Below are 22,780 nucleotides of genomic sequence, written 5' to 3' on the forward strand. Positions count from 1 at the left end.
AGATTAAATATTCTTTGCACTCATTTCTTTTAGTGCCTCAGGTACAGCAAATAAAACCTGTTCTATATGTTCAAAAAACTCTAGGAATTCAGGTTCAAGCTCTTCTAAATTTAATCCCATCTTTAACTGAGTCTCTAATTGAGTCGTAATCTTCGCTAGGTTAGGCGCACCAGTATAACAACAAGTGCCATTGAGTTTGTGGACTAAACGCTTAATCGAAGCTATGTCTTGAGCTTCAATTGCTTCACTGATACTTTGCTGAATTTCGGGTAAGCTCTCTACTAAACCTAGAAACATCTCTTTGGCTAAATCGACTTTATTAGCACTACGCTTAAGTGCTAGGGGCCAATCAATGACTTTTGCTTGTTGTTCTGCCTGAGCAATGATGTTGCTTGATATTAAAGGCACGGCAGGAGTTACTAGGTGATTAAAGTCACAGTATTCATAAATAATATGACGTAACATCGTTTCATCTATTGGCTTTGTCATATAAGCATTAAAGCCTTGCTGATGCATTTTCTCTCTTTCACCACTTAATGCATGAGCGGTAACGGCTATGATAGGCGTGTTATTGTTATTATTATCTAACAGCTTTATTTCTTTTAGAGCACTAATACCGTCCATAATTGGCATTTGAATGTCCATGAAAATTAAAGAAAAGGTCTCCACTTTACAAAGCTCTATAGCGATTAAACCATTATCGGCGACCACGACTTCCGCTACTTGCTCTAACAGTAGTGCTTTAATCAATTTTAAGTTGGCCTCATTATCATCAACAGCTAAAACTTTTATTGGCAATATATTACCAATAGGCGCATTTAGCGTCAGTCGTTCTGCCTTTGCTTCTATAGTTGGTTGTAATGCTCGACTTAAAGCACTTGGTGTTAGCGGTTTACTCATACAACTAACAGCGCCACTGGCAATCAATGCTTCTTGTAAACTTGGTGAATTATTATTTAAAGCGACATGTATCTGCTCAGAAAGGGGCATTAACTGGGCTATGGTTTTTTTGAGATCACTCAATGCCGTAGCGGTTTGGTTATGGCCAATAAGTACATAATCAAAACCTCGTTCAGCTTGACTACTATGTGAGAGTACTTGTGATAATTGATGTTTGTTTATTACACTGGTAACACGCATTTTCCAATGCTTTAATATGTTTTTAGTTGCTTGGCGACTGTGATCATTTTCTTCAAAGTAGAGTACCGTTTTAGTTGCTAAATGCTGGTTATCTAACTCGAACATTAACGGCATAGCATTAATTTCACATTGAAATGTAAACCAAAAACTAGAGCCGTTATTTTTTTCACTGGTAAAGCCTATATCGCCAGTCATCTCTTGTGCTAGTCGTTGACAAATTACCAGCCCTAGACCGGTACCACCATATAAGCGAGTGATACTTTGGTCTGCTTGGGTGAAAGCATCAAAAATGGTTCTTTGCTGATTGGTCGTCATGCCAATACCTGTGTCGTTAACCGTGACTTTTAATTTAATGTTTTTCTGGTTTATTTCTTCACTGGTTATATCGACAGCAACACAGCCCTGCGGGGTAAATTTTATTGCATTACTGATTAAGTTGGTGACTATTTGCTTGATTCGCATGGTATCACCGACAAGAGAGTCGGGTAATTCTTGCGGAATATTTATCGATAATTCAATATTCTTTTTATGGGCAGTTGGCGCTAATAAAGTAAGGGTATCTTCAATGGACTCCCTTAAAGAAAAAGGAATATTTTCAATAACCATTTTACCGGCATCAAGTTTAGAAAAATCGAGAATATCATTAATGATGGTCAATAAATTATTTGCAGAACGGTCAATGGTCTGTAAATAATCGCGCTGATTTTCAGTAAGTGGCGTTTTCAGTACTTGTCGAGTAAAGCCTATTACACCATTGAGTGGTGTACGTAACTCATGGCTCATATTGGCTAAGAACTCTGACTTTACCTTATTGGCTTCTTGCGCTTTACGTTTAGAAATACTCAATTCAACGTTCTGAATTTCAAATTGCTCTAAGCTTTCCCTTAAATCTATAGTGGCTTGATCTATACTGGCATGCATTTCATTTTGGTAACTGTCGAGTGACTGTGCCATGGCATTAATGCCACTCTTTAAAAAATTAAGCTCTCCAATGAGTTGGCCACTAACTCTACTTTCTAGTTTTCCTTCTCTAATCCTCTCAATTGCTTGTACCATCGAGTTAATCGGTTTAGTGACTTTTTTAATAAGCCTGATTGCAAAGATAGCGCTAAGTAAGGAGCCTAATAAAGCAAAGGAAAAAGCGATTATAAATTGGCTTTGTTGTTGAAAGTTGAGGTGGCTTTTATCAATTTGCATCGCTATGTAACCAATAATCACAGGTTTTGAGTTATTGGAAGTCGAATTATATTGTGGATTATCGGTTGCGGTTAAGTTTTTATTCGCTTGATAGTTATAGTTTTCATCGATAATAGGAGTTCTAAATATTATAAAGTCAGATAAAGGTTGAAGGGCAGTGTGGGTTGGTAAGTCTGTTCCCGCCTTTAGCCGCATTAGATTAGTATCACCATGATATGCGCTGGTAACAAACACTTGGTTATCTTCAGTAAAAACCACAATACTTTTAACAATGCTTGATTGGTTGCGGTGAGTGAAGCCGATTAGCTGACGAAGTTTATCTCTGTTTTTGTTCAGTAAAGGGTCTTTACTGGCAATTGCAATCGGTTCAATGATGCTTTTAGCACGTTGTTCAAGGAAGTCATTTAGTTCAACAGAGCGGCTATAGGAAAAATAACTGGCTAAACCAAAGCCGATTAGGGTAGTTGGGATGATAGTGAGTATGATAACCCAGTCTTTCAGGCTTATTTTATGCATTTTTTTGTTGAACTTTTCTGATAAATTTAGGGTAAAATACCCACTGAAATAATTAGCGATCTAATCGATTATCCAACTTAACATAAATAGTCTCATAAGCGGCTATAAATTGGTCCGATTGGTATAAGCTTTTCCAAAATAAACAAGCGTCAATAAAGTTAGCGTAAATTCTAGGGTGAAAATGGCAAATTATTTTAAAGCTGCAGTAAAACCACAAGCGTCAAATCAGCGATTGACCGTGACTGTTGATAAACTGGATATGAACGGTGTAGGTGTTGCCCGTTGGCAAAATAAACCAGTATTTATATCAGGAGCTTTACCTAATGAATTGGTTGAGGTGAAGATTATCGAGCAAAAGAATAAATACGCTCGTGCAAAACTGATCTCTATTAGCAATCCAAGTGACAGTCGTGTTACACCTCAATGTCAGCACTTCGGACTTTGTGGCGGCTGTGACCTGCAAATGTTTGATATGGCCGCGCAACTCGATTTTAAGCAAAGTAAAGTTAGCGAACTTTTCTCACGTTGTTTTAGTGATCAAAATGTAGTCAAAAACTTAGCGGAAAAAGACCTGCCTTGGCACGCGGCGATAAAAAGTAGCCCTTGGCACTATCGTCGTAAAGCGCGTATAGGCGTACAATTTGACAAAAAAGCCCAAGCAACTATTGGTTTTAGACAAAAATCGACCAACCAGTTAGCAGCGATAAAGTCATGCCCTGTGTTAGTGGAACCCCTTAATGTTATCTTTCCATTGCTAAAAAAGCTATTAGCAGAACTTACGGTAAAATCAGCAATTGGCCATATAGAAGTTATTCACGCTGATATTATTGAGACAAATGCGGAAAATAAAAGTCAAAAAGATAATCAGGTTGTTCTCGTTGTTCGTCAACTAAGGACAATGAACAAAGCTGATATTGGGCTTTGGCAATCCTATGCTCAGAAACATGACTGGCATGTCATTATTGATAATGGTGACAAGCAAGAGTCGCTTGATAGCCTCAAAGGCATTAGTTCCCCTGTACTTTCCTATGAATTAGTGGATAACAGTAAAATTTATTTTTCGAGTGGTGATTTTATTCAAATTAACCATGAGGTTAATAATGCCATGATTAGCCAAGCTTTAGCTTGGTTAAATGTTTTACCTAGCGATAATGTATTGGACTTATTTTGTGGTCTAGGAAACTTCAGCTTAGCGCTGGCAAAACTGGCAAAAGGGGTTGTTGGTGTTGAAGGGGTGCAAGTGATGGTTGATAAAGCTACTCATAACGCTCAGACAAATGGCTTTGATAATTGCCAATTCTACCAGCAAGACTTGAATAGTAATTGGTTATTAGAATCATGGGCTAAAGCACAGGTTTTTGATAAAGTTTTACTTGATCCAGCAAGAGCTGGCGCAGAAGAAGCAATGCATCAAATCGCTAAATTAAAAATACCTAGCATCTTATATGTCAGCTGTGATCCCGCTACCTTAGCAAGAGATAGTGCAATACTTGTTTCTAAGGGCTACAAACTTGAGAAAATATCAATCATGGATATGTTTGCACAAACCAAGCATGTTGAGACTATGGTATTGTTTACTCGATAATATTTATTATAAAATAACATTAAACCGCTTTCAAAGATAAAGGGATACCCATGGTTTCCGTACGTAAATCACATCAGATAACAGTACAAAGTTTTGAGCAATGGTTAACCAGTTTAGCGTTGACCGATGTAAAAGCCAATGCTTTGTCAGCTTTATGGTTACAGGTATCCAACTGCTATCAGCATGAAGAGTCAGAAAAGCTCGAGTTGCTTAACAAGAGCATGGAAATGGTTGAGATTTTAAGTGGTTTAAATCTCGATGCAGATTCGTTAGTCGCGGCATTTATTGCTCCTTTATTAGCGAACAATATTGTTGATATAGAATTTGTTAAGGAACACTTTTCTAAAGATATCCTTATGCTTTGCCAAGGTGTTGAGCAGATGGCCGCGATTAAAGCCTTGCGCCAACAAAGTAATCTGTCGAATGGCCAAGATCCACAAAATATAGATAATATTCGTCGTATGTTACTGGCGATGGTAGATGATGTTCGCGCTGTAGTGATCAAGTTGGCTGAGCGCTTATGTGATTTGCGTGAAAAGAAAAATAGTGATGAAGAAACACGTGTACTGGTAGCAAAAGAGAGCGCGAATATCTATGCACCACTGGCGAACCGTTTGGGTATAGGCCAATTAAAGTGGGAACTCGAAGATATTTCATTTCGTTACCTTCACCCGCAGGTTTATAAAAAAATTGCTAAGCTTTTAGATGAAACACGTCTAGAACGAGAACAATACATGGCCAGTTTTGTAGGTCATTTGAATAATGAACTCAATGCTTTATCAATCAATGGTGAGGTTTATGGCCGCCCTAAACACATCTATAGCATCTGGAAGAAGATGCAGGAAAAGTCACTTGATTTTGAGCAGCTGTTTGATGTTCGAGCAGTACGAGTTGTGGTCGAAAAAGTGCAGGATTGTTACTCAGCCTTGGGTATTGTCCATACCGAGTGGCAACATATTGCCAAAGAGTTTTCTGATTATGTAGCAACCCCGAAAGGCAACGGTTATCAATCTATTCATACCGTGGTATTAGGGCCTGAAGGAAAATCGGTCGAAGTACAAATCAGAACTAAGCAAATGGATGACGATGCTGAACTTGGTGTTGCGGCGCATTGGCGTTACAAAGAAGGTCAGGCGAGCGGTAAAACTAATAGCTTTGATGACAAAATCGGCTGGTTAAGAAAAATATTACAATGGCAAGATGATGTTGCTGAAAGCGGTGAATTACTTGATGAATTGAGAAGTCAGGTGTTTGAAGATCGTATTTATGTCTTTACCCCAGGTGGCGATGTTATTGATTTACCTATGGGAGCAACTCCGTTAGATTTTGCCTATTACATTCACTCCAATGTTGGTCATTGCTGTATTGGCGCTAAAGTGTTTGGCAAAATTGTGCCTTTTACTCACCAGCTACAAACTGGTGATCAAGTCGAAGTACTAACAAGTAAGCAACCTAATCCGAGCCGTGATTGGCTTAATCCTAATTTAAATTATATTTACTCTTCACGTGCTCGCGCTAAAGTTCAGCACTTTTTTAAATTACTCGATAGAGATAAATACATTGCCCAAGGCAAAGAGCTATTTGAGAGTGAGATAGCTAAGCATGATATTGCGACGATAGACTTATTAGCGGCAGCAAAACGTTTTAATATGAAAACCGTTGATGATCTTTATGCGGCGATAGGTACGGGTAATGCACGATTACAGCAAGTCGTTAACCACTTTACCCAGCTTGATAGCAAATTAAAGCCAGCGCCTGAAATAGATCCACAAAGTTTAGTTAAACAAAGTTCAACGAATAAAGCCTTAGCGCAAGACGATAATGGTATCACTGTTTCTGGTGTTGGTAACTTGCTTACGCATATGGCTAAATGTTGCCAGCCCGTTCCGGGTGATACCATCTCTGGCTTTATCACCCAAGGAAGAGGTATCTCTGTACATAGGCAAGATTGCGAACAATTAGCTAATGCACTTAATTTACAACCCGAACGTTTAGTTGAAGTGCAATGGGGTAGTGATAATAAACAAAGCTATCAAGCCTCAGCTCAAATTGTTGGCAGTGATAGACAAGGTTTATTACGCGATATTTCTACCATCATCGCTAACGAAAGAGTTAGCATTGTTGGCATGGATAGTAATACCGACAAAGTTAAACAAACGGTGAGCATGAACCTCAAATTAGAAGTTGCCAGTAGTGAGTTATTAACACGAGTTTTAGACAAATTACGCCAATTAGATGATGTTACGCAGGTCAGACGGCTTTAGTTTTTATCTTACCTAAGTAAGCTGGCGCCTCAAGAACGATACACGTGAAAAAGAAGTAATTATAATGCTAAATGAACAAGCCTCAATAAACAAACTACGTTGGATTATGTCTGAGTTACGTGACCCAGAAACGGGTTGTCCGTGGGATATGAAACAGGATTTCGCTTCTATAACCAGTCATACCCTAGAAGAAGCTTATGAAGTCGTTGATGCTATTGAACAAGGTGACTTTGTCGAACTTGAGAAGGAGCTTGGCGATTTACTATTTCAGGTGGTTTTTTATAGCCAGTTAGGTAAAGAACAGCAGCACTTTGACTTTGATAGCGTAATTGCGGCAATCTGTGAAAAACTTATTCGACGTCACCCGCACGTATTCGCTCAGGCGAATTTACAAACCGATGAAGAAATTAAGACCAATTGGGAAAATGAGAAGACGCTAGAAAGACAGCAAAAAAACCAAAAGCAAATGGGAAGTAGCGCTGGTTCAAGTGATTTAACTAATTTAAGTATCTTAGCCGATATTCCTAAAAATTTACCCGCTTTGTCTCAAGCTGCAAAAATTCAAAAGCGATGTTCTCATGTTGGCTTTGATTGGGATAACATGACCGATGTCTTTGCTAAAATTGAAGAAGAAGTGCAAGAAGTTAAGGAGGAGTTAGAAGCTGACTCTCTTGATAAAAAAGCACTAGCCGAAGAGATAGGTGACTTAATGTTTGCAGTAGTAAACTTATGTCGTCACGCTAAAGAAGACCCTGAAACACTACTTCGCTTAGCGAATAAAAAGTTTACCAGACGCTTCGTTGGCGTCGAAGCGCAAGTAAATCAATCAGGTAAAACCTTTACTGAACATGACTTAGCTGAATTAGAAAACTATTGGCAGCAAGTTAAAATCCAAGAAAAGCAAGGTTAGGAAGAATCCTAGATACGCTTGTACCCAGAAATAAGACATTGAATATGACCGACAATATGACAGAAAAAAACGTTCCAAATAAAGCACACGTGACCATAGCGCTAACTAATCCAAAAACACCAACTAATGTTGGTGCAGTAATGCGTGCCGTGGGTTGTTATCAAGCGGACCAAATCATTTATAACGGTAATCGCTATGCAAAAGCGGCTGAATATCATAAGCATACATTACAAACTGATACCTTCAATATGAGGGATAAAATCCCGTTATTGCAGGTAGAAAGTTTTATAAGTCTTAAAGACTCACTGGAAAGTATTCCATCGTCTGCTAAAATAATTTGTGTAGACTTAGTGGAAGGCGCAACACCGTTGCCACACTTTGTTCATCCAGAGCAGGCTGTTTATATTTTCGGTCCTGAAGATAGTTCAATAAAACAAGATGTTATTGATATAGCTGATGATGTCGTTTATGTGCCAACTGTGGGATGTATGAACTTAGCGGCAACGGTCAATGTTTTGCTTTATGACCGATTAGCAAAATCTTTGACTAATCAGAAAGACTCAATGTTGGCTGACAATGCGTTGATTAGAAAAAGTCGTGATACTAATAACACATCAAAAGTTAAAACTGACATCGGCAATTAACCACCTTAAATGTGAGTAATCATATATGGAAAGAATGATTAGTACTGAGCAAGAAGTGACCACAGATGTAAAGATAAACATTAGTTCCTGTCCTGTTTCACCATCGGTTCAGAGTAAAGTAAAAATTTTACTGTTGAACGTCACAGGACTCTTTTGTGTTGGTTTAGCTATATTGGGTGCTATATTACCAGTGTTACCAACCACTGTTTTTCTAATCATGGCGGCAGCCTGTTTTGCCAAATCTTCACCGCGCATGCAACAAAAGTTACTAGCAAATAAAACCTTTGGCCCAATGATTCATGATTGGCAAAAATACCGTAGCATTCCTAGAAAAGCGAAACGTATTGCATTATTAACAATGGTCCTTTCAGTATGCTGGTCAGCTTTTATGTTGCAAAGTGCAATGTTAACAGCGCTTGTTGTTGCGTTAATCATTGGACCCTTTATTTTTGTAGCTCGTTTACCTTTGAGTAAATAATAAATTTGTGCAGATTATCTAAATGATTTAACGAGATAAGCTGCATTTATTATTTTGAGTAATAGAGCGTTTATTTAGTTATATTCTAAGAAAGTGCCTTAGTAACTATCACGCCTAAATGTTCAGGTAGTGTTAAACCTAAAGCAATATCATGTGCTTGTTCTGACATTTTCTTCCAGGTAAGTTGCACAATACGAACAATTTTAGCTTCATTATCTTGTTCGGTATATTTTGCCGCAAACTCATCAAAGTAATGCATAAGAAAAACTAAACAGGCTACATCTTCTAAAGTTTGGCTATCACTATTTGTATTCAAGTTTTCTTTTCGGATAATCGCAGCACATTGCTCTGACTGATCTGTAGTGTAACCTTGTTCAAGCATAATATTTGCCGTTAACTCAGCATGAAATTTACCTTGTGCAATTCTCCATTGATAGTACCCAGTTTTCCCTTCGCTAAACTCAGTTCGCTTTAGCTGCCAACGTTTTATATGTTGCGCTCGAACGGCAATTTGTAATAGTTCATTTGACTCAGGCCAATATTGTTTTAAGCAATCAGTCATTTGTTGTCCGTAAACTAACTCTTTTGCTTGGCTAATATCGTTAGATAATATTGTATTCGGATCTTGGCGATTAATTTCGTCAATGGCGGCTAAGGTATTGTTTAAATTTTCACTAGTCATTTTAAAATAAACCACGGTTTAATTAAGGAAAGTAGCACCATTATACGTGTTACTGATAAAAAAGAATCAGACAGGTTTCAATCAATACAGAAAACCACAATAAACAAACAATTTTATAGCTGTGATGGTCTGTTGTTATTGTTGTTTCACTGGATTATACGTATAATACTTTCCCGTCCTGCTTGTTTGACAAAACTCCTATTTCAACACCTTAATATTTACGTAAATATTGTATTTAAGTCTTCTTTAATACAGAAATATAACGTCATATATAAAAGTTAAATTGATATAAAGTTTATAAATATTAACAAATTAAGCACAAAATTCTGTTTCTTCTGACATCGGTGTAAACATGACAACTAGATATATTTTTGTAACTGGCGGTGTAGTATCGTCTCTTGGTAAAGGCATTGCCGCAGCCTCATTGGCAGCAATTCTTGAAGCGCGTGGTTTAAAAGTTACCATGCTAAAACTTGATCCGTATATTAACGTTGATCCAGGTACCATGAGCCCAATACAACATGGTGAGGTTTTTGTTACTGAAGATGGCGCGGAAACTGATCTTGATTTAGGTCACTATGAGCGCTTCATTCGCACCAAAATGACCAAACGTAATAACTTTACCTCGGGGCGAATTTACCAAGATGTTTTAGCGCGCGAGCGTAAAGGTGAATTCTTAGGTGCTACTATTCAGGTTATACCTCATATCACGAACGATATTAAGCGTCGTGTTATTGAAGGTGCTGAAGGTTACGATATCGCTATGGTTGAAATCGGCGGAACGGTTGGTGATATGGAATCACAACCTTTCTTAGAAGCTATTCGTCAATTGGCATTAGAGGTAGGGCGTGATCGTGCTATGTTTATGCATTTGACCTTAGTGCCATATTTGGCCGCTGCCGGTGAGATAAAAACTAAGCCTACACAACACTCAGTGAAAGATTTACGCTCTATTGGTATATTCCCTGACATTTTAGTATGTCGTTCAGACCGTGCTATCCCTAATGCGGAACGCGCTAAGATCTCTCTCTTCACTAATGTTGAAGAGAAAGCGGTTGTATCAATGCGTGATGTTGACAGTATTTATAAGATCCCAGCTTTACTTAAAGCGCAAGGTACAGATGAAATAGTTGTTAAGCGCTTTGGTTTAGACGTACCAGAAGCCGATTTAACTGAATGGGAAGAAGTGCTTTACCATGAGGCAAATCCTATCGGTGAAGTGACAATTGGTATGGTAGGTAAATATACTGAATTACCTGATGCATACAAATCTGTAAACGAAGCATTAAAACACGCAGGTCTTAAAAACCAAGTTACTGTTAATATCAAATACATTGACTCGCAAGATGTCGAAGTCAAAGGTGTTGAAATTTTAGCTGACCTTGATGCGATATTAGTTCCAGGTGGTTTTGGCGAACGTGGTGTTGAAGGTAAAATTTTAACGGCACAATATGCGCGTGAAAATAAAGTACCTTATTTAGGTATTTGTCTAGGTATGCAAGTAGCCTTAATTGAATTTGCACGTAATGTTGCCGGTTTAACTGACGCACATAGTACTGAATTTAATAAAGAAACACCGTTTCCAGTGGTTGGTTTAATCAGTGAATGGTTAGACGAAGAAGGTCAGGTTGAGTACAGAAATGAGCAATCAGATTTAGGTGGCACTATGCGCTTAGGCTCACAATTGTGCCACTTGGTGAAAGGTACCAAGGCTTGCGACGTATATGGTAGTGAAACAATCAATGAGAGACATCGTCATCGTTTTGAGGTAAATAATAACTACCGAGAACAATTAAGCAAAGCTGGTTTGATTTTCTCGGGCTTATCGACAGATAAAAGTTTAGTTGAGGTGATTGAAATAGCGGATCACCCATGGTTTATTGCGGGTCAATTTCATCCTGAGTTTAATTCTACTCCACGTGATGGTCACCCGTTATTCGAAAGCTTTGTTGCAGCCAGTTTTGAACTGCAAAAAAGCTAACCGAAAACACCATATAAAACCGTAGCTATTGCTGCGGTTTTTGCTTTAAGTATATGAAGAATATTAGGCTATGCGTATGTAGCCATAGCAAGATTTAAAATTAACTTTATTGCTCAACACTTTGTTTGAGCATCATAAAAATTACTAGGAATGATAATGTCAAAAATTAGCAAAATTTTAGCACGTGAAATCATGGATTCTCGTGGTAACCCAACAGTAGAAGCTGATGTGTATCTTGAATCAGGTGCCTTTGGTCGTGCCGCTGCTCCTTCTGGTGCATCAACAGGCTCACGTGAAGCATTAGAACTACGTGACGGTGATAAAGCACGCTATTTAGGTAAGGGCGTATTAAAAGCTGTTGCAGCAATAAATGTTAACATTCAAGCAGCGCTTATCGGTCAAAGTGCTTTAGACCAAGCTAACATTGATCAAATCATGATCGATTTAGATGGCACAGAAAATAAAGAGCAATTTGGTGCTAACGCAATTCTTGCTGTTTCTTTAGCAAATGCTAAAGCGGCTGCAAACGAAAAGAAAGTTCAATTATTCGAACACATCGCTGACTTAAATGGCACGCCAGGTGTTTACTCATTACCATTACCAATGATGAACATCATCAACGGTGGTGAGCATGCTGATAACAATGTTGATATCCAAGAATTTATGGTTCAGCCTGTTGGCGCTAAAAGTTTCCGTGAAGCGTTACGTATGGGTGCTGAAATTTTCCACGCACTTAAAAAAGTATTATCTTCAAAAGGTATGAGTACATCTGTTGGTGATGAAGGTGGTTTTGCACCTGATTTAGCATCTAACGCTGAAGCATTAGCGGTAATTAAAGTAGCAGTTGAAGCTGCGGGTTACGAATTAGGCAAAGACGTTACCTTAGCAATGGATTGTGCTGCTTCTGAATTTTACGATGCAGATAAAGGTATTTATGACCTTACTGGCGAAGGCAAGCAATTTACAGCGAACGAATTTTCTGATTTCTTAGCTACGCTTTGTGAAGAATACCCAATCGTTTCAATTGAAGATGGCTTAGACGAGTCAGATTGGGATGGTTTCAAATACCAAACTGATTTACTTGGTGATAAAGTTCAAATCGTTGGTGATGATTTGTTCGTTACCAACACTAAGATTTTAGCGCGTGGTATTGAAAACGGTATTGGTAACTCTATCTTAATCAAATTTAACCAAATCGGCACATTAACTGAAACGTTAGCTGCTATCAAAATGGCTAAAGATGCTGGTTTTACTGCTGTTATCTCTCATCGTTCAGGTGAAACTGAAGATGCAACTATCGCTGATTTAGCGGTAGGTACTGCTGCTGGTCAAATCAAGACCGGTTCTTTATGTCGTTCTGACCGTGTTTCTAAGTACAATCAATTATTACGTATTGAAGAGTTCTTAGGTGATAAAGCTATATTTAATGGTCTATCAGAAGTGAAAGGCCAATAATAATTAATACCTTTGTTTCTAGGTAAAATAACAGCGTTACATGTACTCATTGACTAACGTCAACTCCGTGCATGTGCCTTGTTCTTATTACCAATAAGCTTATGTATTAAATATTATTCAAATCTTTGGTCTTTAGCTTATAAACACCAAAGAACAGATATTAAAAACGCGACTTTCGTCGCGTTTTTTTATGACTGTAGTTTCCACCGCTAATAATTAACTTTCAGGGAAGTCTTTTATAATTTCAGCGATTAACTGAGCTGTTTTCTCAGGACTTTCAAGGGGAAACATATGACCACCGGTAACTGTTTTTAGCTTTATGTGCTTATTCAGTTTTATAAATTTACGGAATATATGGTGAGGGAAAACATCAGTCGTTTCTCCGTAAACCAAAGTAGCAGGTACGGTTAATTTATTTTTATAACTGGATAAGTTTGATGGAATATTTCTAAAAATATCCGCTTCAACTTGAGCATCAAATACTAGCTCTAATTGATCATTACGTTCACAAATACCATAGGTGATATAATCACCTAAACAGCGACTATCAAACGGTCTGAAAAGCTTTCTTCGAGCAAAGCTTGAGGCAATGTCAGAGCCTAAAGGCCAATGACTACGCCGATTTTTAGCTCTACCTGCAGGGCTAAACTTATCTATCCACTTTGTTTTCTTCAATAGCCTAGCCGCTAATGCACCAACTCCACTAAGTGCAGGAGGATCTAGCATAATAAGCCCTTTGAATAAATCAGGTCTCTGACAACAGGCAATAAAAGATATTACGCCGCCAAAGGAATGACCTAAGCAAATAACTTTATTACCATCAACTTGCTGCCCCTCAACATACGCGATCAACTCTTCGACTTGCGCTTGCCAATTATGATTAATAGGCTTCTCTGGATTATGGCCATATTTATCTAATGCGATCACTTGAGTATTATCAGGCAGGTAATTAAATAATGTTTGATAGCTACCTGTAGGAAAGCCATTAGCATGGGCAAAATTGATTACATTTTTGGTCATTGAATTTGTTTATGGATAAAGGTGAAGACAAAATTTAAACGGGTGTTTGAATTTTGTCAACAAGTTACGCATTTTAGTTGAATAAAGTGACAGGCATAAAAAAGCCCAGCATACTGGGCTTTTGTGTATTACGTAGTTTTTACAGAGCTATTTATCAGGCTAAAACTCTTCTAACATATGTTCTAATGAGTCTTCGTACATGCGTAGATCTTTTTCTAGCTGAAACTTGTCTCGTATAGATTCAATTTCTCGCCATTTTCTTTTAGTTGTTGATGTTACGCGTTTATGTGCTATTTGACTTGTTGATTTTAAAACTTGGTTTATCTTATCCATTAAGTGCCCCTTATTTTTACCATCACATCGAAAAACAAATGCCTTTTTTCTAAGCCGCCTTTAGGCTTAATAACATTTTTAACACAATTCATTAGTCATGAAAACGAAAAAACGCATGTTTTTTATAAAACATGCGTTGAAAGTAATCGTTATTCGGTTGAAATATAGAGTGCTTATTAAAGCATTTCAGTTAATTGCTTCTCAAGTTTGACTTGATCAATAGCAAAGTTTCGAATACCTTCAGCAAGTTTCTCTGTTGCCATGGCATCTTCATTCATCAACCAGCGGTATTGTGCTTGGCTTAATGCTGTTTCTTGCTCTGCAGTCGCTTCACGTGTAGTTAGCTTCTGTTCAACAATCTCAGTGCTATTCGCTAGTTCATCCATTAATCCTGGGCTGATAGTTAAACGATCACAACCGGCTAGTTCAAGAATCTCACCAATATTTCTGAAGCTTGCGCCCATCACTACGGTATTAAAGCCTTGTTGTTTGTAATAGTTATAAATACCCGTAACCGATACAACACCAGGATCTTCAAAACTTGCATAGTCAGTACGGCCAGTGTCTTTTTTGTGCCAATCTAAAATTCGGCCGACAAAAGGTGAGATTAAATAAACGCCCGCTTCAGCACAGGCACGTGCTTGCGCAAAACTAAAGAGTAAAGTCAGGTTACAATTAATTCCTTCTTGCTCAAGTTGCTCTGCCGCTTTAATACCTTCCCATGTAGAGGCAAGTTTAATCAATATTCTATCGTTACTAATGCCAGCTTCGTGATACATAGCAATTAGCTTATGGGCTTTACTAATTGAGGCTGCAGTATCAAAAGATAATCGAGCATCAACTTCTGTAGAGATACGGCCAGGAACAATTTTTAAAATTTCTAGACCAATTAATACTGACAGTTTATCTGCAGCATCAATAACTTGCTGTTCAGCACTGCTTGATTGTGTTTTCGCCCAAGCAACCGAGTCTTTTACTAAGCCTTGATAATTAGTTAAAGAAGCCGCTTTTAATAAAAGCGATGGATTAGTTGTCGCATCTTGAGGCTGAAATTTTGCTATAGCCTCAATGTCACCTGTGTCAGCCACAACAGTGGTCATTTGTTTTAATTGTGCAAGCTGTGATGAAGAATTTGTCATGGCGTTACCTTAATAGTGTTCTGGAAATTTGATTGCGGATCATTTCTAAATTCAATAATGAATGTAGCTGGTGAAATATTACAACATAAAAATAAAAAAGCACCCTTTATTGCGCTATTTTTAGCTATTTATTACTTATTTGTTTGTAAGTTACGCCAAACGTGATTGATTGGGCTTTAATTACCCTAGATTAAACGCTATTAACATGCGTGTATCCGTACCAACTAAGTGGCAGGTTTAATCCTACACTTTGAATGGTAACGGGCATAAACCTTATGATATATTACGTTTTATTAAGTACTCACAAAAACCGGCTTAAAATATGTTACTTGTTGTTTCACCTGCGAAAAAATTAGATTTTGAATCCCCACTAGCTACCGAAAAATTTAGCCAACCTAGCTTATTAGAGCAAAGCCAATTATTGATGGATGACTGTATTAAGCTTTCTCCCAGTGATATTGCCAGCTTGATGAAACTCAGTGATAAACTTGCCGGCTTAAATGCAGCACGGTTTGGTGAGTGGTCTATGCCTTTTACCCAAGATAATGCCAGGCAAGCAATATTAAGCTTTAACGGCGATGTATATACGGGTCTTGATGCACAATCCTTTAGCGATGAAGATTTTGATTTTGCCCAACAACATTTCAGAATTTTATCTGGCTTATATGGTTTGCTAAAACCGCTTGATTTAATGCAAGCGTATCGTTTAGAAATGGGCTGTAAGCTTGGTAATAGTCGCGGCGATAATTTATACCAGTTCTGGGGTAACATCATAACTAACGAACTGAATAAAACGTTAAGTGAACTCGGAGATGATGTTCTTATTAACCTTGCGTCAACCGAGTATTTTAAATCGGTAAAGACAAAGTCATTAAAGGCCACTGTTATTACACCAGTATTTAAAGATTGGAAAAATGGTCAATATAAAATCATCAGTTTTTTTGCTAAAAAAGCACGTGGTCTTATGGCACGCTACATCATTCAAAATAAGTTAACTTCCTTTGAACAGATCAAGTTATTTGATTTAGCGGGTTATCAATATAATGAAGCGATGTCGAAAGACAATGATTGGGTTTTTACACGTAAAGAAAGCTAACTCAGCCAATAGCCACCTCCGTTGGTGGGATTGTCGATGAGATATTTTAAACATTTTAATAGGAGGCCACATGTTAACTTTACTCGCAAAGCTATTTCATGCCTTAAACAGTGATAGTTCTATCAGACAAATAGCGCTAGCCATTGCGTTAGGTTTTATCGTTGGTTTATCGCCAATCTTAACGCTACACAATATCGTCATAATATTTTTTGTATTACTTATTCGAGTGCATTTAGGTAGCTTTATACTTGCGGTTGGCTTCTTTTCTGGCTTGAGTTATTTATTATCACCGGTAATTGTTCAGGTAGGTGAGTCCCTACTTACACAACCCGCTTTAGTTGATTTCTTTACCGCATTATACCAACTCAGTTTGTTTAAATTAGCACATTGGCATCACACCTATATATTAGGCGCCTTTGTTTTAGGTGCCGCGTTATGTGCGCCAATATATTTTATCAGCAAGTTCATTATTGAGAAGTACCGAGTGCATATCATGACATTTTTTGAGAAGTTTAGAATCGTCAAAGCGTTAAATGCCTCGAAGTTCTATAGCTTATATAGTAGTTTTTCGGGTGAATCTAGCCTAACTAGAGGAGGTCTATAATGGCTCGTTTTATTCGTTGGCAAGGCATTATTGCCTTTATTGTTTTAAGTGCGTTAGTCGCAGGGTTATTGTATTTTTTTGCTGAAAGTTTAGTTAAAACTGCAATTGTTAGCTCGGCCGAAAGTGCTTTTGGCGCTGAAGTGAATGTGGCAGAAGTAAAACTGGCATACTCGCCGTTAAAAGTCAGTGTGCTAGGTTTACAAGTTACAGACAAAGAAACCCCAACACAGAACTTATTTAGTTTTGAGCGAGCTACAGCGGGTGTTGAAGTTTGGCAATATTTATTCGGGAAAATCATTATTGACGAGCTTGAAGTAAGCCAACTCGCTTTTTCTAGTGTTAGGTCTCAAGTCGGTAAAGTGTATGTAAATGATGAGGTCGATGGGAAAGCTGAAGAAAGCTTATCTGATCAAGCAAAAGCAATGTTGCCAGAAGTCGATATGAAGTTGCCTGATGTTAAAACTTTACTGAATGACAGTAACTTACTAACGGTTAAAGCCACTACTCAATTACAAGATAGTTATAAGGTTGAACAGGCGAAACTTAAAGCACTGAAAACACAATTACCTACTAAAGCAAAGCTTAAATCTTATCAAGATAAAGTCAAAGCGTTAGGACAAACGAAAGTAAGTTCATTGGCTGATATAGAAAAAATAAAAACTGAATTTGATAAAATTAAAGCTGAGTTCAAAACAGATCAAGCACTGGTTAAAAAAGCTAAACAGCAAGTATTAGCCAGCAAAAGCCTATTAGCGCAGCAAGTTGATGAGCTAAAAGCGGCCCCCAGTAAAGATTGGAAACAAATAGAAAAAACCTATCAATTAGAAAGTCTTGATACAGAAGATTTTGCGCACATTCTTTTTGGCGAGCAAGCACGAGAGTACGTGCAAAAGGCGCAATGGGCTTATGAACAAATATCACCTTTAATGGCGAATACCAAAGATGATGGCACAGTTAGTGACGTTAAGTCTCATGCTGAGGGACGTTTTATCACTTTTAAAGAAGAGTCACCACTACCATCGGTATTAATTAAAAAGGCATTATTCTCAATTCAACTTGAACAGGGTGAAGTAACAGTTACCGGCAGTGAGTTGACACATCAACATTGGTTTAGGGGAAAAGATAGTCTTATCAATATCAATTCAATAGGTAATGGAGAGCTTAAACTAAGCAGTAACTTTAACGTAACGCAATCAGGTGATTTTAATGCTAACGGTGAGTGGTTAATTAATGACAAAGCGTTATCAAATACTGAGTTAACCCAAAGTAAAGCATTAACGTTATCACTGAACTCAGCACAACTTGACGGTAAAGGTCGCTTTAAGGTGATCAATAGTGAAATTGTTGCAACTAATCATTTATCACTTAATCAAGCGAGTTACCAAGGTGATGCGAAATCTAAAATAACCAAGTTATTATTGGATACTGTTAAATCATTAGATAGTTTAACGGTTGATGTTGGCGTAAATGGTGAGCTTAACAAACCAAACTTTACTATTGCTTCATCGATAAATGATGCACTAACAGGTGCTTTCAAAGATCAGGTTGCCGGTAAGTTAGGTGACTTTAAAAAGAAAGTTAATAAAGGTTTAAATGAAAAGTTAACAAGTGCTTTAAAGTTAGGTGATAGCCAAGCGGCTGAATTATTAGACCTTGAAGCTTTATTAACAGATACCGATAAAGCACTGGCTGATTTAAAAAATTCAGATGTTGTTAAACAACAGCAGAAAAAACTTGAAGATAAAGCCAAAGATAAGTTAAAAAATAAATTGGGCGATTTATTTGGTTAAAGAAAAGTGTACTAAGCTGCTCAGGAAATAGGATGTTGGCGGCCCTTTATACTTATTAATGCACGAGAATATAAATTTATTAACAGATAAGGGAATAACAATGAATAAATATATTGCAGAATGTATTGGCACTTTTTGGTTGGTACTTGGTGGTTGTGGTAGCGCTGTACTAGCTGCAGGGTTTCCTGAAGTGGGCATTGGTTTACTTGGTGTATCATTCGCCTTTGGTTTAACGGTACTTACTATGGCTTATGCGATAGGCCATATCTCGGGTTGTCATTTAAACCCAGCAGTGTCGGTAGGATTATGGGCAGGAGGACGTTTTCCTGCTAACGAACTTATGCCTTATATCATTGCACAAGTGGTTGGCGCTATTCTTGGTGGTGGTGCTTTATACCTTATAGCGAGTGGCCAACCAGGTTTTGATTTATCTGCAGGTTTTGCTTCAAATGGTTTTGGTGAACATTCTCCAGGCGGTTATTCGATGACAGCAGCGCTTGTCGCTGAAGTTGTGTTAACCATGATGTTCATCTTTGTCATTATGGGCGCAACGGACAAACGTGCACCCGCAGGATTAGCACCTATTGCTATTGGTTTGTGTTTAACGTTAATTCATTTGATCAGTATTCCAGTAACAAATACCTCAGTAAATCCGGCGCGTAGTACTGGTGTTGCTTTATATGTTGGTGATTGGGCTGTGGCGCAATTATGGCTTTTTTGGGTTGCTCCTATAATTGGTGGCTTTATTGGCGCGAAGTTATATCGCTTAGTGGCTAAAGAAGAGCCAGAAGCTAGTTAATGAGTCGTTTATATTCAAAAGAACCATTTATGCTTCGTAAATATTAAGCATAAAAAAGACCGGATTGCTCAAAACAAACCGGTCTTTTTATTTTTTATGTTCTTAGAGTATTACCAGTAACTACGCATAGCTACAGTGAAACTCCAACCATCATACGCTCCACCATCATTGGCGTTATCATCCATTTTTGCGTATTGTAAGCCAGCTTGAAACTTTAATTTGTGGTCGTTTACGAACCAGTTAACACCTGCATAAACTTCTTGGTATTTATCACCACGCTCACCGTCTACGATGCTTACGCCATGCTCATCAACTACTTTGCTATCATAACGACCTAAACGAACGCCATTATCTTCTGAGCTACTTAAGTAGGTGTAACGAGCAACCCACTGAATTTTTTCACTTTGTTGATACGTTGGCATCACCACAACACCAAAAAGATCACTTTGACCTAAATCACCTTTACCCCAAGAGATATCACTAAGTAAACCCCAGTCATTTTGTTTAAATTTACTAGAGGTACTAATTACTTGTGAGAAGTCGCGGGTATTACCTTCTTCGTGAGTATCGTTATAAATATAATCGAAACTTACTTCACCTTTATCCCAAAGACTATTTTTTGCTAACTTCTTAGCCGTTGAAAACATTGCGAAGTAACTGGCATCGCTAATCGATATTTCATCTGATCCATCGCTAGAAAATATACCTGTTTTATACGACCAATCATCAGTGAACTTACTTTTAACGCTAACACCAGTAAAGTACTCTGAGGTAAACCATAAATTATTAGTAAGGTTGTTTCTTTGTGGTGTAAGTAGCTTTTTAGATGACGTTTTACCATCTAAAGTAAAGCCAGTAGATTGTTTTAAAAACTTAAGTTCAGTATTTTTATCTAGTGACCAAGCGACATTTGCATCCGTTAAGCGATTATAAGCATCATCTAATGAATCATTTAAGTTAATATCCGCTTCTAATGCGTAAGTAAATTCGCCTGTTTTTCCTTTAAATCCAAAGCGAAAACGACGCCATGCAGTATCGTTATAATCACCTTGCTCACTATCAACCCATGCAGAGTCTAGTTGCAAGCGGCCTGATAATTTAAAGTAATCACCTTGATCATTGTCATATAAATTAGCAAAGTCCCACGCATCATTAATATTACTTTCAGTGCCTTTATTTACTTCAGAGTATTGTGTTGCTTTCGTGATTATTTCATTGTCTTCAATTGCAGCACTCGTTTTTGCATAAGCGAATGAAGTACTCAGTGACGTTGCCACAGCAACTGCAATGATTAATTTTGCAGGTGAAAGGGCACGTGCTGATGTTTTATTAGTTAATGTCTGATTTTTCATATTAATTACTATCATAAAGTTGAAGACCAAATTTTTAGGATATTACTCATTTTTGAGCGCGGCGCTAATAAATGTAGGATTGTTAAATACCAAACAGGTTAATTAACGGGTCAATGTCGAGTCGTTATTTAAAATGTTTGCTATAACTTCATTCATAAAGTGAATGTGGTGCTATTACAACATTGCTTTATGACAGAAATATTACATGAGGGGACTAAAGTGAAATAAAAGTGTCACAATAATGTAACACTCAGGGGCTGGGATTTGGCTAAGCTTATTTCGCTGCTTTGGCTTTCTTAGCTTTTTTCTTTACTTGCTTCTTAGTTTTAGCTTTTTTCTGAGAAGTCGTAAGCTTAATTTTTGCCTTTTTATTGACTACGCGTGATTCTTTATTCTTTGGTCGTAACTCTTGAATAAAACGGCGTGATAGGCGTTCTTTGGTGTAACGCTCTATTTTGCCAATAACGGCCATATCGTGTGCTTCTACTAAGGAGATAGCAGTACCTTTGTTACCGGCACGGCCTGTACGTCCAATACGGTGAATGTAAATATCAACTTTACGTGGCATGTCGAAATTAATAACATGAGTGATGTCGTCAATATCTAAACCGCGAGCGGCAACATCCGTCGCGACTAATACTTTTATTTCACCACTTTTAAAACGCTCAATAGCTTTATTACGTTTGTCTTGTGGCATTTTTCCTTCTAACCAAACACAAGGTAACTCTTCAGCATAAAGCTTGCCTGAAAGGTACTGTACCGTTTCACGTTTATTCGCAAAAACTACCGTACGTTCAACGCCTTCTTGCTTAAGTGTATTCACCAACAATTTGAGCTTATGATCAAAATTATCAGCTAAATGAACCCATTGATGAATAATTGCTTTTTCTTTACGTGATGGAGTTGCTTCTAAAAAGATAGGATCATTAAGTACTTCTTCGGCAAACCGCGTTACACCAGCACTTTCTAAAGTCGCTGAAAATAGCATGGTTTGCTTACGCCAGCGAGCTTCGCCAACAATACGATTAATCGCTTCACTAAAGCCAAGGTCGAGCATGCGATCAGCTTCATCTAAAATAAGAATCTCTATTTCGCGCGCATCAAATTGTTCATTTTCAATATATTCTAATAAACGACCAGGTGTAGCGACTAAAATATCAGTTGTCGTGGTTAATATATCTGCATGGCTACCGTAATTAACGCCGCCTGTTATTACGCCAGTTTTTATTTTTGTCAGCTCAGTAATCTGTTCACTATCTGCGCCAATTTGTATCGCCAATTCGCGTGTAGGTGTTAAAATTAATACACGCGGAAAGCCTGGTTGAGTACGTGGATAATCTAACAAGTGCTGAGCAACAGGTAATAAAAATGCGGCTGTTTTACCGGTACCAGTTGGGGCAGATGCTAATATATCTTTGCCGATCATCGCTTCAGGGATTACAAGTTCTTGAATTGAGGTAGGCTTGGTGTAACCAATTTTTTGGATACTGGCTAATAATTCTGAGTCTAGATCAAATTGCTCAAACATAGGGGATAGTTCACTAAGTGTTAATAATACCAGTTTCATTAAATAAGTGATCTACTTTAATACGTAGGTAAAATTGCCAAGTGCAAGGCATTTATTTAACTAACTAGTTGCTCTAATTATTAAATAAATAACGATGTAGTTGGTTATTTTAACCAGTAGAAATGATTAATTACTTAGTGAGATTGGTATAATGATAATATGAGGGCAATTATAGTGGTTTTAGCCCTTGCTGTAACTATTTATCGCAAGGACTAAGTAATTGACTGA

Annotated in this window: 18 protein-coding genes; 11 read left to right on the forward strand and 7 right to left on the reverse strand. The window is 37.7% G+C overall.

The genetic code is table 11. From position 1 onward, the window contains the following. Positions 1-3: 3 nt before the first annotated feature. Positions 4-2,853 carry a two-component sensor histidine kinase BarA gene (gene barA, locus CXF85_RS10535; RefSeq protein WP_101228492.1) on the reverse strand — a complete coding sequence of 950 codons (2,850 nt, stop codon included), beginning with the start codon at positions 2,851-2,853 and terminating at the stop codon, positions 4-6. 181 nt (positions 2,854-3,034) lie between these two features. Between barA and rlmD the strand changes: the two genes are divergently transcribed. The 5 genes from rlmD to CXF85_RS10560 all read left to right on the forward strand — a co-directional run bounded on the left by rlmD (position 3,035) and on the right by CXF85_RS10560 (position 8,734). Next, positions 3,035-4,438: a 23S rRNA (uracil(1939)-C(5))-methyltransferase RlmD gene (gene rlmD / locus CXF85_RS10540; RefSeq protein ID WP_101228493.1), complete on the forward strand. Its 1,404-nt coding sequence runs from the start codon at positions 3,035-3,037 to the stop codon at positions 4,436-4,438. Positions 4,439-4,488: 50 nt separating this feature from the next. Then, on the forward strand, positions 4,489-6,702 hold the full coding sequence (gene relA, locus CXF85_RS10545) for a GTP diphosphokinase (RefSeq protein WP_101228494.1): 2,214 nt from the start codon (positions 4,489-4,491) through the stop codon (positions 6,700-6,702). Positions 6,703-6,766: 64 nt separating this feature from the next. Continuing rightward, positions 6,767-7,612: a nucleoside triphosphate pyrophosphohydrolase gene (mazG, locus tag CXF85_RS10550; protein ID WP_101228495.1), complete on the forward strand. Its 846-nt coding sequence runs from the start codon at positions 6,767-6,769 to the stop codon at positions 7,610-7,612. 44 nt (positions 7,613-7,656) lie between these two features. Next, entirely contained in the window at positions 7,657-8,256 is a 600-nt protein-coding gene (locus CXF85_RS10555; RefSeq protein WP_101228496.1) for an RNA methyltransferase, read from the forward strand. Positions 8,257-8,281: 25 nt separating this feature from the next. After that, positions 8,282-8,734, forward strand: coding sequence for a YbaN family protein (locus CXF85_RS10560; protein ID WP_232771152.1), 453 nt, complete (start codon positions 8,282-8,284; stop codon positions 8,732-8,734). A gap of 85 nt (positions 8,735-8,819) precedes the next feature. Here CXF85_RS10560 and CXF85_RS10565 read toward each other — a convergent pair whose 3' ends face one another. Next, the gene (locus CXF85_RS10565) at positions 8,820-9,416 is read right to left on the reverse strand and encodes a DUF4202 domain-containing protein (RefSeq protein ID WP_101228498.1); all 597 of its coding nucleotides are present in this window, start codon (positions 9,414-9,416) and stop codon (positions 8,820-8,822) included. Between the two features lie 352 nt (positions 9,417-9,768). Here CXF85_RS10565 and CXF85_RS10570 point away from each other — a divergent pair, with 352 nt between their 5' ends. Then, positions 9,769-11,397 carry a CTP synthase gene (locus CXF85_RS10570; RefSeq protein WP_101228499.1) on the forward strand — a complete coding sequence of 543 codons (1,629 nt, stop codon included), beginning with the start codon at positions 9,769-9,771 and terminating at the stop codon, positions 11,395-11,397. A 156-nt stretch (positions 11,398-11,553) separates the two neighbouring features. Beyond that, entirely contained in the window at positions 11,554-12,852 is a 1,299-nt protein-coding gene (gene eno, locus CXF85_RS10575) for a phosphopyruvate hydratase (protein WP_101228500.1), read from the forward strand. A gap of 216 nt (positions 12,853-13,068) precedes the next feature. On the opposite strand, the gene CXF85_RS10580 is transcribed toward eno, so the two are convergent. From CXF85_RS10580 to tal, 3 genes are all read right to left on the reverse strand, one after another. Then, positions 13,069-13,872, reverse strand: coding sequence for an alpha/beta fold hydrolase (locus CXF85_RS10580; protein ID WP_101228501.1), 804 nt, complete (start codon positions 13,870-13,872; stop codon positions 13,069-13,071). A gap of 159 nt (positions 13,873-14,031) precedes the next feature. Then, positions 14,032-14,205, reverse strand: coding sequence for a DUF3545 family protein (locus CXF85_RS10585; RefSeq protein WP_101228502.1), 174 nt, complete (start codon positions 14,203-14,205; stop codon positions 14,032-14,034). Positions 14,206-14,381: 176 nt separating this feature from the next. Next, entirely contained in the window at positions 14,382-15,344 is a 963-nt protein-coding gene (gene tal / locus CXF85_RS10590; protein ID WP_101228503.1) for a transaldolase, read from the reverse strand. Between the two features lie 322 nt (positions 15,345-15,666). On the opposite strand from tal, the gene yaaA reads away from it, so the two are divergent. From yaaA to aqpZ, 4 genes are all read left to right on the forward strand, one after another. After that, complete coding sequence (yaaA, locus tag CXF85_RS10595) at positions 15,667-16,440, forward strand: peroxide stress protein YaaA (protein WP_101228504.1); 774 nt, start codon at positions 15,667-15,669, stop codon at positions 16,438-16,440. A 70-nt stretch (positions 16,441-16,510) separates the two neighbouring features. Continuing rightward, positions 16,511-17,044, forward strand: a complete 534-nt coding sequence (locus tag CXF85_RS10600; RefSeq protein ID WP_101228505.1) for a DUF2062 domain-containing protein — start codon at positions 16,511-16,513, stop codon at positions 17,042-17,044. Further along, the gene (locus CXF85_RS10605; RefSeq protein ID WP_101228506.1) at positions 17,044-18,834 is read left to right on the forward strand and encodes a TIGR03545 family protein; all 1,791 of its coding nucleotides are present in this window, start codon (positions 17,044-17,046) and stop codon (positions 18,832-18,834) included. Before CXF85_RS10600 ends, CXF85_RS10605 begins: the two co-directional genes overlap by 1 nt. A gap of 100 nt (positions 18,835-18,934) precedes the next feature. Continuing rightward, positions 18,935-19,633, forward strand: a complete 699-nt coding sequence (aqpZ, locus tag CXF85_RS10610) for an aquaporin Z (protein WP_101228507.1) — start codon at positions 18,935-18,937, stop codon at positions 19,631-19,633. Between the two features lie 110 nt (positions 19,634-19,743). Here aqpZ and CXF85_RS10615 read toward each other — a convergent pair whose 3' ends face one another. Together CXF85_RS10615 and srmB are read right to left on the reverse strand one after the other, a co-directional pair. Further along, complete coding sequence (locus CXF85_RS10615) at positions 19,744-20,985, reverse strand: porin (protein ID WP_157829075.1); 1,242 nt, start codon at positions 20,983-20,985, stop codon at positions 19,744-19,746. A gap of 274 nt (positions 20,986-21,259) precedes the next feature. After that, positions 21,260-22,513 carry an ATP-dependent RNA helicase SrmB gene (srmB, locus tag CXF85_RS10620; protein WP_101228593.1) on the reverse strand — a complete coding sequence of 418 codons (1,254 nt, stop codon included), beginning with the start codon at positions 22,511-22,513 and terminating at the stop codon, positions 21,260-21,262. Between the last annotated feature and the right edge of the window lie 267 nt (positions 22,514-22,780).

The organism is Colwellia sp. 75C3, from assembly GCF_002836255.1.
In the GTDB taxonomy this organism is placed as follows: domain Bacteria; phylum Pseudomonadota; class Gammaproteobacteria; order Enterobacterales; family Alteromonadaceae; genus Colwellia.